The organism is uncultured Jatrophihabitans sp., assembly GCF_964244045.1.
Classification (GTDB): Bacteria; Actinomycetota; Actinomycetes; order Mycobacteriales; family Jatrophihabitantaceae; genus Jatrophihabitans.
In genome coordinates this window covers 1-13,387 of record NZ_CAXTHK010000003.1, presented here as the reverse complement: position 1 = coordinate 13,387, position 13,387 = coordinate 1, and the positions used below count along the sequence as shown (strand labels likewise).

Annotated in this window: 14 protein-coding genes; 10 read left to right on the top strand and 4 right to left on the bottom strand. The window is 71.7% G+C overall.

Translation table 11 applies throughout. From position 1 onward, the window contains the following. Positions 1–8: 8 nt before the first annotated feature. Together ACFFC4_RS03125 and ACFFC4_RS03120 are read left to right on the top strand one after the other, a co-directional pair. Complete coding sequence (locus ACFFC4_RS03125; RefSeq protein ID WP_375497696.1) at positions 9–575, top strand: hypothetical protein; 567 nt, start codon at positions 9–11, stop codon at positions 573–575. Next, positions 568–1,140 carry a hypothetical protein gene (locus ACFFC4_RS03120; RefSeq protein WP_375497694.1) on the top strand — a complete coding sequence of 191 codons (573 nt, stop codon included), beginning with the start codon at positions 568–570 and terminating at the stop codon, positions 1,138–1,140. The genes ACFFC4_RS03125 and ACFFC4_RS03120 overlap by 8 nt, the downstream gene beginning before the upstream one ends. On the opposite strand, the gene ACFFC4_RS03115 is transcribed toward ACFFC4_RS03120, so the two are convergent. After that, on the bottom strand, positions 1,112–2,059 hold the full coding sequence (locus ACFFC4_RS03115) for an alpha/beta fold hydrolase (protein WP_375497692.1): 948 nt from the start codon (positions 2,057–2,059) through the stop codon (positions 1,112–1,114). The genes ACFFC4_RS03120 and ACFFC4_RS03115 overlap by 29 nt on opposite strands. Before the next feature lie 11 nt (positions 2,060–2,070). Continuing rightward, positions 2,071–2,550: a phage holin family protein gene (locus ACFFC4_RS03110; protein WP_375497690.1), complete on the bottom strand. Its 480-nt coding sequence runs from the start codon at positions 2,548–2,550 to the stop codon at positions 2,071–2,073. Positions 2,551–2,670: 120 nt separating this feature from the next. Here ACFFC4_RS03110 and ACFFC4_RS03105 point away from each other — a divergent pair, with 120 nt between their 5' ends. Further along, entirely contained in the window at positions 2,671–3,411 is a 741-nt protein-coding gene (locus tag ACFFC4_RS03105; RefSeq protein WP_375497688.1) for an oxidoreductase, read from the top strand. Between the two features lie 282 nt (positions 3,412–3,693). Here the strand turns inward: ACFFC4_RS03105 and ACFFC4_RS03100 are convergent, their stop codons facing one another. Next, positions 3,694–4,497 (bottom strand): HAD family hydrolase, encoded by an 804-nt coding sequence (locus ACFFC4_RS03100; protein ID WP_375497686.1) that lies wholly within the window; start codon positions 4,495–4,497, stop codon positions 3,694–3,696. A gap of 133 nt (positions 4,498–4,630) precedes the next feature. On the opposite strand from ACFFC4_RS03100, the gene ACFFC4_RS03095 reads away from it, so the two are divergent. From ACFFC4_RS03095 to ACFFC4_RS03080, 4 genes are read left to right on the top strand one after another with little or no spacing between them, the layout of a single operon-like run. Then, the gene (locus ACFFC4_RS03095; RefSeq protein ID WP_375497684.1) at positions 4,631–5,323 is read left to right on the top strand and encodes a hypothetical protein; all 693 of its coding nucleotides are present in this window, start codon (positions 4,631–4,633) and stop codon (positions 5,321–5,323) included. Positions 5,324–5,336: 13 nt separating this feature from the next. After that, the gene (locus tag ACFFC4_RS03090; RefSeq protein WP_375497682.1) at positions 5,337–6,476 is read left to right on the top strand and encodes a TadA family conjugal transfer-associated ATPase; all 1,140 of its coding nucleotides are present in this window, start codon (positions 5,337–5,339) and stop codon (positions 6,474–6,476) included. Further along, positions 6,473–7,303, top strand: coding sequence for a type II secretion system F family protein (locus tag ACFFC4_RS03085; protein ID WP_375497680.1), 831 nt, complete (start codon positions 6,473–6,475; stop codon positions 7,301–7,303). Before ACFFC4_RS03090 ends, ACFFC4_RS03085 begins: the two co-directional genes overlap by 4 nt. Then, positions 7,300–8,016 (top strand): type II secretion system F family protein, encoded by a 717-nt coding sequence (locus ACFFC4_RS03080; RefSeq protein WP_375497678.1) that lies wholly within the window; start codon positions 7,300–7,302, stop codon positions 8,014–8,016. Before ACFFC4_RS03085 ends, ACFFC4_RS03080 begins: the two co-directional genes overlap by 4 nt. A 70-nt stretch (positions 8,017–8,086) precedes the next feature. Here ACFFC4_RS03080 and ACFFC4_RS03075 read toward each other — a convergent pair whose 3' ends face one another. After that, the gene (locus ACFFC4_RS03075; RefSeq protein ID WP_375497676.1) at positions 8,087–10,435 is read right to left on the bottom strand and encodes a serine/threonine-protein kinase; all 2,349 of its coding nucleotides are present in this window, start codon (positions 10,433–10,435) and stop codon (positions 8,087–8,089) included. Between the two features lie 287 nt (positions 10,436–10,722). Between ACFFC4_RS03075 and ACFFC4_RS03070 the strand changes: the two genes are divergently transcribed. The 3 genes from ACFFC4_RS03070 to ACFFC4_RS03060 form a co-directional block, all read left to right on the top strand. Further along, the gene (locus tag ACFFC4_RS03070; protein ID WP_375497674.1) at positions 10,723–12,261 is read left to right on the top strand and encodes a hypothetical protein; all 1,539 of its coding nucleotides are present in this window, start codon (positions 10,723–10,725) and stop codon (positions 12,259–12,261) included. A gap of 15 nt (positions 12,262–12,276) precedes the next feature. Next, complete coding sequence (locus tag ACFFC4_RS03065; RefSeq protein WP_375497672.1) at positions 12,277–12,768, top strand: hypothetical protein; 492 nt, start codon at positions 12,277–12,279, stop codon at positions 12,766–12,768. Positions 12,769–12,829: 61 nt separating this feature from the next. Then, the coding region (locus ACFFC4_RS03060) for a hypothetical protein (protein WP_375497670.1) at positions 12,830–13,387 on the top strand (558 nt) is incomplete at its 3' end.

The following is a 13,387-nucleotide window of genomic DNA, read 5'->3' as shown; positions in this document are numbered from 1 at the left end:
TTCCGGCGGTGCGGATCACAGCAGGTTGCGCCGCGGTGGGTGCGGTTGTCGGTGCGGTGCTGTTCCTGGCGCTTCGCTTCGTCGTCGGTTCGACGGTCGTCGCCGGCCTGGGCGCGCGGTCGTCGGTCGGCCTCCCGCGGCGCTACGTCGACTACCTGCCTACCGCCGAGTCGCTCGGCGTCGCGCCGGCGCTGCCCGTCGCCGTCGGCACCGGCCTGGTGGCCGGGCTGCTGGTCGGCGTCGTGCTGCGGTTCGCTGCGGCGCGCCGGGCCGGCGGTCACGGGCGCCCGATGTTCGTGGTCACGCTGGCCGTGACCGGCTTCGTCGTCGGCGTTCTGGTGGCGGTCGAACTGCACGCCTACGGGCTGCGACCCGTTCCGCGCGGCGACTTCGGCTGGTACGCGTACTCGCCGCTGAACACGACGGCGGTGGACGGGGTGCTTTACGGCGGCGGGTCGCCACCGTCGTCGTGGTGGCCGCTCGCGCTGGCCGGAGCGATCGTCGGGTTGCTCGTCGGCTCCGTCGCCGCCTGCGGTCTGCTGGTAGCGGCGCGGTTCGGGGCTCGCCGTGCCTGACCGGCGGACGCTGGCCACCTGCGCCGCGCTGGGTCTGCTGGCCGGCGGCCTACTCGTCGTGGTGGTGACGTTGCTGGCCGGCCCGCGCATCAGCCTGGGGCTGGGTTGGTTGTGGCGCTCCGGGGCGCGGCCCTACCCGTATCACCTGCTCGACGCGGGTGGCGTGCACCCGGCCCTGCTGCCGTTGCTTCCGGTAGCGCTGGGCGTCGGGTTACTTGCCGGCCTGCTCGTGGCCTGCGGCGGTCGGTTCCTCCGTGGGACGCGCCCGGCGGTCTGGCCGGTGGCCGGCGTCGCCGTTGGTCTGCTGCTTGCGCTCGGCACCCACGTCTGGCGGTGGGACGGCCCTGCGGACTCGGAGAACGTCGTTTATCACGGCCGCTACGTCCCGCTTCGGGGGATCACCGCGTCGCGCGCGTACGGCAGCACGCTCGACATCGTGGACGCTGGTGGGCAATCGTGGTGGCCGCTCGTACTCACCGGCGCGGTGGTCGGGCTCGTCGCCGGGTTACTCGTCCTGGCTGCTACCCACCGTCGGATCAGAGCGTCGACTTGGCCCAGCGGATGAGCTCGTCGCCGACGATGCCGGGGACCTCGTTGTGCGGGAAGTGACCGACACCGTCGAGCAGCCGCCACTCGTAGGGCCCGGTGACGTGCCGCTCGGCGCCGTGCGCGGTCAAGGGCAGGATGCAGGTGTCGAAGTCACCGTGCAGGTGCAGCACCGGCGCGGTGATTGAGGTGCGCATCGACGCCGCCCAGGCCCGGCCGTCCGAACGCGGGACCGAGCGGACCAGCCAGCGGTAGTGCTCGGCCGCGCAGTAGGACACCGGGTGGATGCGCATGGCCTCGGCGTATCGCTCGACGTCGGCGCGGTAGCTGGGCGTACCGCGCCAGCGCGGGCCCGTCCAGCGGTCGTAGAGCTCGCGGACCCAGCGGGAGTCGCGCGAGAGCATGTTCTCGGGACGGCGCGGGATCTGGAAGGTCCGCAGCGCGTAGGCCGACGCACGCCGTTGGGCGGCGGACGCCCCGGGACGCAACGCCGCCCGCATGTCGAGCGGATGCGCGGCGCCGAGCACCACCGCGCTGCGTACGACCTGGGGGTGCAGGGCGGCCATGGTCCAGGCCAGGGTGCCGCCGACGTCATGACCGACGACCATGGCCTGCTCCTCGCCGAGCGAGGTGACCAGCGCGGCCATGTCTGCGGCCAGTGTCGGCGAGTCGTACCCGCGCGGCGGTTTGTCACTGGCGCCGTACCCGCGCAGGTCCACGGCGACCGCTCGGTAGCCCGCCTCGGCGAGATCGATCAGCTGCTGGTGCCACGCCCACCAGAACTGCGGGAAGCCGTGGACGAGCAGGACGAGCGGCCCCGAGCCGACGTCGGCGACGTGCAGGGCGATGCCGTTGGCCCGCACGACGCGGTGCGTCCACGGGCCCTCGACGAGGACGGACGAACTGTCCGGCGCGCCCGGGAGAGGGCCGAATCCCACGTCGCGGCAGCCTAGGCGTGGTTGCGCAGGTAGGCGACCGTCTCCTTGCTCGTGCTGATGGTGCGCTCCGGGGCCTTCACCCGCTTGATCTTGCGGATGCCCACGAACACGAGCACACCGACCACGAGCAGCTGGAAGACGAACACGATCAGGAACGCCAGCCACCGGTCGAGCCCGAGCGCGGCGATGCCCTCGGCGAGGGCGAGGAAACCGAACGTCAGGGAGAAGACGAGCACCACGAGCGCGCCGATGAACGCCCCTGCACCCACGCCGGCGTTCTTGACCGTCGAGCGCAGCTCCAGCTTGGCCAGCTCGATCTCGCTGCGCACGAGCGTCGACAGGTGTTGCGAGGCCTTGGACACCAATTCGCCCATGCTCGGCTGCACGTCGGCCGCCGAGGTGGCGGGGCTGGCGGAGGTTCCGAAAGTTGCCGGTGGTGCGGTGGCCGGGCCCGGCCGGGGGCCGGCGTTCGGCGGTGGGGTGACCGTCACGGTCTCGGCTCCTTCGTCGACGGGCGCGAGCGCACCCGATTGACCCCAATCATGGCAGCCTGCCCGCGGCCACGGGTGCTGCGACGTGCGACGAGCTCGAGCGCACTACCGTTGCCTCTCGTGCCTGCCGACCCGCTCGACCCGCTGCTCGAGCTGCCCGGCGTTGCGAACGGGGTGCAGCGCGCACGCGCCGCGGTCGACGCGCTGCTGACCAACCGAACGCTGCGCCGCCGCTCGGCCGACGTCTCGGCCGAGTCGTCGTTGCGGGGTGCCTGGGCGTCAGCCTGGCTCGCCGGCGACGAGGTCGACCTGGCTGACGTCCGCTCCGGGGACGCGGCGCAGCGGCCGATCGTGCAGGGCGCGCTGCGGGCCCAGTCGGCGATCGCGGCCCTGGCCGACACCTGGACGCGCGCGCCGCGGCAGGCGATGGCCCGGCTGCACGCGCTGGCCGCCGCGGACCTGGTCGAGGACACCGATTCGCTCGGCCGCCCGCGCGCCGGTGCCGCCGAACGGATGGACACGCTGACGCTCGTGCTCGCGACCACGCGGGCACCGGCCGTCGTCATGGCCGGAATCGTGCACGGCGAACTACTTGGCCTGGACGCGTTCGCGCCGGCGTCCGGGATCGTGGCGCGGGCGGCCGTCCGGTTGACGCTCGTCGAGCGCGGGCTGGATCCGAAGTCGCTGGTCGCGATCGAGGTGGGGCACCGCGAGCTGCGCGCCGAGTACGACGAGTCGCTCGAGGCCTACCGGTCCGAGACGCCGGCCGGCATCGGTCGCTGGCTGGTGCACTGCGCCGACGCGGTGGTCGCCGGGGCAACCGAGAGCGTGGCGATCTGCGAGGCCATTGCTCGGGGCTGACCCCGGGACGTCAGACGGCGGCGTCGCCTCGTCACAGGACACGTGGTCCTGGGTTCGGCGACGCCGCCGACACGGACGGCGAGTTACCAAGCGTGCCCTTTATGGAAGTGTCGAACGCGGTCCGTCGGCGGCGCTGCCTCGGTGCCACGTCGACTCACCTTTGACGGTGGGATCGCCGCGTGGGTGCTCGTACGTCCGTGCTGCCGAAAACATCCCACTGTGACGCCGGTCACGCAACCCTCGGTCGGCGTGTTCGCCGCAGATCTGCACCGGTCCACAGGCTCAGGTGCGCAGCCGTCGGCGCACGGCGAACCACGTGACACCGGCCGCGGCGACGCCTGCGCCGACAACAGTGGCCGCGGTGGCGGGGTGCTCGGGTCGCAGCCCGGAGATCCGCTCACGCAACGGAACGACATTGGAGAAGGTGAGCAGCGGCCACTCCCGTTCGACGGCAACCCGGCGCAGCGCGCGATCGGCATTGACGGCGTACGGGTGGCCGACGCTCTCCAGCATCGGCAGGTCGGTGGCGGAGTCGGAGTAGGCGTAGCTGGCCGACAGGTCGTAACCACGGGCGGCGGCGAGCTCGCGGATGGCCACCGCCTTCTCGGGCCCGAAGGTGTAGCGGCTGATCTCGCCGGTGTAGTGCCCGTCGCGTACGACCATCTGGGTGGCCACGACATCGTCGGCGCCGAGCATCGCGCCGATCGGGGCGACGACCTCCTCGCCGGAGGTGCTGACGATGACGACGTCGCGCCCGGCTGCCTTGTGCCGGCCGATGAGGTCGACCGCCTCGTCGTAGACGATCGGGTCGATGATCTCGTGCAGCGTCTCGGAGACGATCTCGCGCACCTGGGCGACGTCCCAACCCGTGCACATGCTGGTCAGGTAGGCGCGCATGCGCTCGATCTGGTCGTGATCGGCGCCGGCGAGCGCGAACATGAACTGCGCGTAGGCGCTGCGCAGGACGGCGCGGCGATTGATGAGACCACCCTGGTAGAACGGCCGGCCGAACGCCAGCACGCTGGACTTCGCGATGATCGTCTTGTCCAGATCGAAGAACGCCGCTGTGCGCGCGGTTTCGGCCACGGGCTGACTCTACGGTTCACCGCTGACGTTGGCTGAGTCCTGCGGGTTGGGTGTGTCAGGCCGCCACCGACCGGCTGTCCACAGCGTCGCGGTTCGCCGGCTCGGACGGGGTGAGCTCCGGAAGGCTCCGGTCATGACGTTCAGGGGGCAGGGGTTCGGCAGCGGCGGGGGACCGATCGTCGGCGTGATCGGGGGCAGCGGCGGCGTCGGGACGTCAACCTTCGCGGCCGTGCTCGCTATCCGGGCGGGGGCGCTGCTCATCGACCTCGACGTCGCGGGCGGCGGCGTCGACGTGTTGCTCGGGATCGAGACCGAGCCGGGCGCCCGCTGGTCGGGTCTGCAGGTCGCGGGCGGGCGGCTCGAGCCGGATGCCCTACGCGCCGGGCTGCCGCACATCGGACAGTGCGCGGTGCTCGCCGCGGACGTGGCCGAGCTCGATGCGGACGCCGTCGGCCAGGTGCTGCACGCGGCGGCCGGCAGCGGGCCGGTCGTGCTGGACCTGCCGAGGGCGGCGTGTGTCGCACGGGCCGCAGCCCTGGTGCGCTGCGACCTCGTCGTCGTGCTGGCGCGGGCGGACGTGCCGGGGCTGGTGGCCGCGCACACGCTCGTCGCTGCGCTGCCGGACCTGCCACTCGGCGTGGTCGTGCGTCGTGCCGAGATCGAACCGAGGCGCGCCGCGCACTCGGTCGGCGCGCCGTCGCTGGGGGTGCTCCCGGGGCTGGGCACCATCGGTCGTCGCTTCGACATCACTCGGCTGCCCCGTGCCACGGCCCGGGTGGCCGACGGGGTGTTCGCTGGGCTGCTGAGCACGCCGGCCGCAGCATGAGCACGGCGCCGCAATGACCAGGGCGGAGGTCGTACCGCTGACCGATCGGGTGCGACACCGGTTGGTCGACACGGGCGCTGGGCTGGACACGGCCCTGGATGACGCGCTACGGGCCGAGTCCACGGGCATCGTCGACGATGCGGTGTTCGCCCGACTGCGCCGCGACGTCGCCGCGGAGCTGCGCGGCGCCGGGCCGCTGGAGCCGCTACTGGAGCTGGCCGGGGTCACCGACGTACTGGTCAACGCACCCGACTCGGTATGGCTCGACCGCGGCGCCGGCATGGAGCGCAGCTCCGTCGGGTTCGTCGACGAGGCCGCGGTGCGGGCGCTGGCTCAGCGGCTGGCCGCGGGAGCGGGCCGCCGGCTGGACGACGCGAGCCCCTACGTCGACGCGGTGCTCGCCGACGGCACCCGGCTGCACGCCGTGCTGCCCCCACTCGTACCGGCGACGACGCTGTCGTTGCGAGTACTCGCGCGTCGGCCGCTGGGCGTCGACGACCTGGTCGCCGGCGGTGCGCTGCCGATTGAGATCGCCACCTTGCTGCGCGCCCTGGTGTCGGCGCGGCTGGCGTTCGTGGTCACCGGCGGCACCGGCACGGGCAAGACCACCCTGCTCGGGGCGTTGCTCGGCGAGGTGTCGGCCCGCGACCGGTTGCTGGTCATCGAGGACGCCGCCGAGCTCGTCATCCGGCATCCGCATGTCGTGCGGCTGGTGACGCGCGCGGCCAACGTCGAAGGGGCGGGTGCGGTGGGGCTGCGCGAGCTGGTCCGCCAGGCGCTGCGGATGCGCCCTGATCGGTTGGTCGTGGGCGAGTTCCGTGGCGCGGAGATGGTTGAACTGCTGGTGGCGCTGAACACCGGGCACGAGGGCAGCGCGGCCACGTTGCACGCGAACTCGGCCGCGGACGTCCCGGCGCGGTTCTCGGCGCTGGGCGCGCTGGCGGGGTTGCCTGCTGCCGCGGTCACGAGCCTGGTGGCCAGTGCGATCGACGTCGTTGTGCACCTGCACCGCGGACGCGACGGCCGCCGTGTGGTGGCCGAGATCGGCCTGCTCGATCGCGGCGGTGACGAGCTGTCCGTCTCCTCGGTGTGGTCGCACGTCGACGGGCGCGGGGCGGCGTGGTTGCGCGCCGAGCGACTGGTGTCGCGGTGACGGCGAACGCGTGGGCGCTGGTGGCCGTAGCGCTGCTGGCGACCTTGACGCCTCGCGCCGCGCCGGCCCGGATGACGGCGCTGGGCAGTCGCGGCCGGTTGGCCGTCGGGCGTGCCGGCCGGTCCTCGACGCACGGCGCGCGCCGGCGAGTGATGAGCGGGCGGGTCATGTCCATCACCGTGGTCGGCGCGACCGCGGTTGCCGTCGGGTCGACGCTGGGTGTGGTGCTGGCCGCCGCGGGTGCGGCGCTCGCCGCGCTCGCCGCCCGGCTGGCGGCCGATGTGGTGCTGCGCCGTCGAGCCCGCGGTCAGCATGATGCGGTGCTCGCTGCGGTCCGCATCCTGACAGCTGAGCTTGCGGCCGGCAGCCTGCCCGCCCGTGCGTTGGCAGCTGCCGCAACGGCCGCGCCACGGGTACGTGCCGTCTTCGAGCAGGCCGCCGACGAGGCGGGCCGCGGTGATCCGTCGAGCGTGCTCGAGGCCGATCCGCGTCCTGGGCTGCGCGCGGTGGGGGTGGCGTGGCGGCTCGGGCAGGACACCGGGTCGGCGCTCGGTGCGGTGTTGGACCGGGTCGCCGACGACCTGACTGCCGCCGACACCCAACGCCGCGCGGTCACCGTGGCGCTCGCCGGCCCGCGGGCGTCGGCGGCGCTCGTCGCCCTGTTGCCGGTGCTCGGCCTGGGCCTCGGCACTGCGATGGGCGCGTCGCCGGTCGGGATCCTCAGTGGGTCTTCCGCCGGCCGCCTGCTGTGCCTCGTGGGTGTCGTACTTGACGTCTCCGGGGTCCTGTGGATCCGCACCGTGCTGCGACGGGCCGAACAAGGATGACCATCGGGTGGTTGTGGCTGGCCGGTGCGCTGCTCGCGATGCCGCCTGGTCGACGGCGGATTCGCGGTCGACCGCGGATTCGGGACGAAGGCAGCACACCGCGTCGGTCGCTCGACGGTCCGCACGCGGCTGCGGTGGCCGCGGTGCTGTCGGCCGTCGCCTGCCTCGTCGCTGTCGGGTCGGTGACGGGCATTGTGGTGGGGGTCGTGGTAGGCCCGATCGTCGGGCTGGCGGTCCGGGCTGCGGCGCGCCGGCCGGGGGCCCCGCGGCTCGACCGCTCCGTCGCACTGCCGCTGGACCTCGCGGCCGCGGTGCTGCGCAGCGGGCGCCCGCTGGCCGACGCACTGTCCCTCGCGGCGCCGGCAGCCGCCGCCGCGTCCGCCGACCTGCTGCTGCGGGTTGCCGGCCTGCTCCGACTCGGGGCGAGCGCCGAGGATGCGTGGAGCCTGGTGCCGGCGGCCCATTCGCTCCGGCCGCTGGCCATGAGTGCGGTGCGCAGCGCCGACAGCGGGATCCGGCTGGCCGACGCGTTCGAGCGGCACGCGGCCGAGCTGCGGGCGGAGGCGATTGCGGCGGCCACCGCCCGGGCGCAACGCGCCGGGATCACCGCCATGGCTCCGCTGGCAGCCTGCTTCCTGCCGTCGTTCGTCTGCCTCGGAGTGGTCCCGATCGTGGTCGGGATGGCTACGAACGCTCTCGGGGTGCTCGCATGATTGGTCGACGGCGTCGCGGACTCCTTGCAACGAACTCGAGGCGAAGTGGCTACGCACGCCCTCGCCCGCCTTACTTGGTCCGCCCGGCGCTGCCCGTCTGATTGAAGTGGTCCTTCTTCCACGTCCAGTACTTGATGATGCGGTTGTTCTCGCTGCAGTCGGCGATAGGTACCTGGCTCGAGCAGTCATAGGTCGCCAACCGGCCACCGGTCAGGGCCAAATTGTTGCTGAGCCCCACGCCGCCGATCCCGACGCCCTTGCCGGACGGCGTCAGGTCGCCGTTGGACTGCGCCTTGATCGCGCCCCAGCCCTTGCTGCCGTCGGTATAGGCCACCGCATTGCCCGACCCGTCTCCGGAGAACGTGCCGCTCACCACGAACGTCGCGTGGGTCATGCCGGTGAGTACGGCCCCCGTCGCGCCGGCGTCGGGCGGACCGAGCGACGACGAGTACGGGTACGTGCTGGTCCCGACCTGCTGGAGCGTGTTGCCGGCCTCCGACCAGAACGTCACCGAGCCCTGCTGCCCGACCGAGATGGCCTCGACCCCTGCCGACGTGATCACCTGGAAACCTGTCCGCGAGCTGTCGCCCTGCTGCGTCAACGGCTCGATGATCTCGGACGCCATGCTCAACACGCCCTTCGCCGGCCCCACCGACGCCGAGGCCACCGCCGACGGCTGGGCCGTGCGGAAGGTGCTGTCGCACTCCGGCGGCACGGCATCGGGGAAGGTTGCCTTGTCCCAGGTCTGCTCGTGCAGCGCATCGGTGTCGACCTGTGTGCGATCGGGTGCGCTGACCTGCACCAGGTAGCCCGGCAGGCCGCAGATGGTCGAGGCCAGCGACGACGGGCCCGTGCCGCCGTGCGGCGACACGACCGTCACGCCGCGCGGTTGGCCAGAGACCGTCCAGACCTGCTCGCCGAAGCCCAGGCCGATGCGCTTGCCGAGGTAGGCCTGCAGGACGCTGGGGCTGTCAAAGCGAGCGACGGTCATCTTCTGTGCCGAGTTCTGCGCCGAGCCGGAGTACGTGCAGGTGACCTCGTCGTCGACGCCGAGCGCGCTGTCCGTGCCGGGGCCCGACAGCGTGCACGAGCCATGGTTGAAGGCGGCGTCGGTGTCGCCGTCGCGGGTGCCGAGCAGCTTCGAGAAGGCCGCGAAGTGCGCCCACGACACCGTGGGCGTGGCCGCGGAGCCGGTCGCCAGCACCGGTGCCGCAGCAGTACCCCCGGACGTCGTCGGCGGCGACGACGACCCGCTGCTCGACACCGCCGCCGAGCTGCTCCCGTTCGCCGCCGAGTCGTTGCTGCCGCGCGATGCCACGAACGCGATCGCCGCGCCGATCGCGAGCACCACGACGATGGCTGCCGCGATGGCTGCCGTGCGCCGCGAACGGCCGGCGTCCGGGACTCGCCCCGGCCCGGCCGGTGGGAACGGCGGGGCGCTGCCGAGCGGCGGTGTGTTCGGCGTACGCGGTGGTGGGGGCGGCGTCCAGACCCCTGACCCGGTATCGCCACGCGGCGGTGCGACGGGCGCGCCTACGGCGCCGAATGCGGCTGGCCGGTCGCGGACGGTGTCGGTCCGCACGGCGTCGCGCACTGCCGCGCGGGCAGCGGTGGCGAGAGCGCCCGCGCTCAGATACCGCTGATCGGGATCCTTGGCCATGCCCTTCGCGATCACCGCGTCGAGCTGGGGCGGGACCTCGGAGCGACGGGCGGACGCAGCGGGCGGGGCAGTGTGCAGGTGCGCGTACATCTGCGCGAACATCTCGCCGTCGTAGGGCTTGCGACCGGTGAGCGTCTCGTACAGCACGCACGCCAGCGCATAAACATCGGTGCGCAGGTCGCTGGGCAACCCGCTGATCCGCTCGGGCGACATGTAGGCCACCGTGCCGACGGTCGCGGTGGTGGCCGTCAACGCCGTGCCCTCCTGCGCCGCCGAGCGCGCGATGCCGAAGTCGACGAGGTAGGCGAAGGGCACATCGTCCAAGGCGTCGGTGAGACCGGTCAACAGGATGTTCGACGGCTTGACGTCGCGGTGCACGAGGCCGCTCAGGTGCGCGGCGTCCAGGGCGGACGCGATCTGGGCGACCAGTTCGACGGCCACGCCGACCGGAAGCACGCCGCGGCTGGCCAGTATCGAACCGAGGTCGTGCCCCTCGACGAGCCGCATGTCGAGGAACAGCCGCCCGTCGATCTCGCCGAAGTCGTGGATCGGGATGATGTGCGGCTCGTTGAGCTTCGCCGCCATCCGCGACTCGCGACGGAAGCGGGTCTCGAACGACTCGTCACCGGCGAGGTAGTCGGGCAGCACCTTCAGCGCGACGACCCGGTCGCGCACCGTGTCGTGGGCGCGGTAGACCTCGCCCATGCCGCCGCGGCCCAGCAGCTCGATGAGCCGATAGCGGCCGAACTCGTCGGGCACGTCGCCTCCTCGCTTGCGCGCCGGACGTTCGGGACCGATTGCCGTCCGGCATCGGCATGATCGCACGTCGGTACCTGGTCGATGCCTGCCACAGTCCGGCACCTGAACGCCGGTTTGCCCGGTCTGTTCTGATCGGTCCGGCGCGGATTATGACGAACCGAGGACGCCGCTGCGCTTTGCCCTTATCTCCGCCACATCTTCTGGATATGTTCCTCGCACTCGCCCGCCCCGACGCCACCCGGCGTCGGCGGGGCGGCACGCAATAGCCAGTGACGAGGGGGAGTGGCATGTCGGTCGCGCAGTCGAACACGCCGGCGCAGCAGGGTGATCTGAACGACCAGCTGATCGCGTCGGACTGGTGGAGCGATCAGATGGTGCAGGCCGCCGGTATCCCGATCGTCGACGTCCCGTTCGTCACCATCGGTGGCGGTATCGGCTCGTTCGTCACGGTGGACTACCTGCGGATCGCCGGCGTGCCAACAGATCAGATCCGGGTGCTGTCGAACATCGACCACCCGTGGCAGACGTACGAGTACCTCACCCGCGTCTCGCAGATCCCACGTCCCGAGCGCATCCGCTCGGACTCCGCGTCGCGCCCGGACAACATCTGGGGCTTCCCGTCCTACGCCATCGAGGAGGCGTGGCGCGAGAAGAAACTCAAGACCGCGATCCAGGTCTTCCTCGAACCGATCTGGCGCGACTACTACACACCCAAGGCCGGCGTGGTCTTCGGCCACCTCGAGCGCGAGGCCAAGCGCATTCGCTACTGGGACATGCTGGTCAAGGGCCAGGTGCGCATGATCCGGCGTCGGCAGGGCGGCGGCTACTTCACGATCCTGACTCCACCCGAGGGTGCCGCAACCACCAAGCGCATCGCCTTCCGCTCGCAATACGTGCACGTGGCCATCGGCTACCCGGGGCTGAAGTACCTGCCCGACCTGCAGGACTTCCGCACCAAGATGCAGGACTTCCACCACGTCGTCAGCGCCTACGAGGACCACGAGCACGTCTACAACCAGCTGCGGACGCGGCCGGGCACCGTGCTCATCCGCGGCGGCGGCATCGTCGCCTCCCGCGTGCTGCAGCGCCTCATGGACGACCGGGCCAAGCACAACACCAACGTCCAGATCGTCCACCTGTTCCGCACCTTCATCAGCGGCTCGCACGGCAAGAACGCGTGGAACCGGCGCAAGGGGGGCAACGGCTTCGCCTACCAGGGCTTCAACTATCCGAAGTCGGTGTGGGGCGGCCAGCTGAAGTCCAAGATGCGTCGGCTCGAGGGCGACGAGCGGGCGGTCGCCTACGACGAGATGGGTGGCACGAACACGCCCTGGCGGCGTAACTGGCAGGCCGACATGAAAAAGGGTCGCGACGAGGGCTGGTACCGCCTCATGCAGGGCACTGCCGAGTCGATGTCGGTGGCCCCCGACGGCCGGATCGTCACCACGGTCAAGACCCAGCAGGGCCCCTTCGATGTCGCCGCCGACTTCGTCATCGACTGCACCGGTCTCGAGGCCGACATCGCCGAGCACCGCGTCCTGAAGGACCTGCTCGACCACAGCGGGGCGGGCCGCAACCCCAAGGGCCGCCTCGACGTCGAGCGCACCTTCGAGCTACGCGGCACGGCCAACGCGCCAGGGGTGATCTATGCGTCCGGCTCGCCGACGCTGGGTGGTTACTTCCCGGGTGTCGACACCTTCCTGGGCCTGCAGGTCGCCGCCCAGGAGATCGCCGACGATCTCGCCAAACGCGGCTTCTGCAAGAAGATCGGGCCGGCGCGGTCGGTCAGCCAGTGGCTCAAGTGGGCCAAGAACAAGCAGATCTGAGGACGGAAAACAGCAATGCTGCCCACACTCTGGGGACGAATCCAGTCCCGCATCTTCTTCACCGCGGTGATCGGCGGGATCGTCACCGCGATCGTTGCCTTGATCATCCCCGCCACCCTGCACACCAACGGCGTCTCCGTCGACATCGGCACCAAGGATCGCTTTCAGGACGCGTTCGCCATCCTGCTGTGGACAGGTGTCCTCGGCATCGTCTGGGAGTGCATCTACCACTTCCTGATGCAGTGGCGCTGGGAGAAGGACTGGCCCACGTTCTTCGGCTTCATCACGATCATCAACGAGGGCCTGGTCGTCTACTTCCTTGCCGACAACGGCGTCCTGCCGTGGATCAAGGGGTGGGACTCCGACCCGCTGCCCGACCACCTGATTCCGCAGGTCTTCTTCATCGTCGACTTCGTCCTGGTGTGGCTGGCCGTCTGGGTCTGGGTCAACGGGCCGATGCGCGTCTTCAACATCCACTGGCGATTCTTCGGCGGGAGATTGGTGTGAGCGCAGCTTGCGGAGCGAACCGAGGGCATGGCGCTTTGGGCGACCCGAACGGAGTGAGGGTGTGAGCATCAGGCTGCATTCGACGCCCGGTGACGGGGTGCTCGGCCGGTATGGCGATCTGATCGTGCTGTGCTCGGCCGCGCCAGGCTCGGAGGACGTCGTCGACCAGGTGGTGGCGGCGCTCGAGCAGACAGCGCACGGCGGCGGCGACGGCTCGGCCCTGGCCGACCGCATCGCCGAGGTGGCGCGCGGTGTCGACTACGTCGCGTTCGCACCGACCGCCCACGGTCTGGCGATCAGCGTCGTCGGGCACGCCTGGGCGGTCGTGGCCACCGAGTACGGCGAGCAACGCCTCGCCCTGCCCGCCGGCCACGATGGGGTGCGCAGCGTGTTGCCGGGCGGCGTGCGCTCGATCCGCGCCGGGCTGGGCAACGTCGACGCCGACGCCCCGGTCGTGCGGTGGAACGACCTCGGGCAGGGCACCGCCCGGGCCGGCGGCCTGCTGCTCGCCGTCGCCCCCGACGTCGAGGTTCCGACGACCGCGGTCGCAGCGCCCGCCGCCGCCTCGACGCCCCCGCCCCCGCCACCGCCACCGCCACCGCCACCGCCACCGCCACCG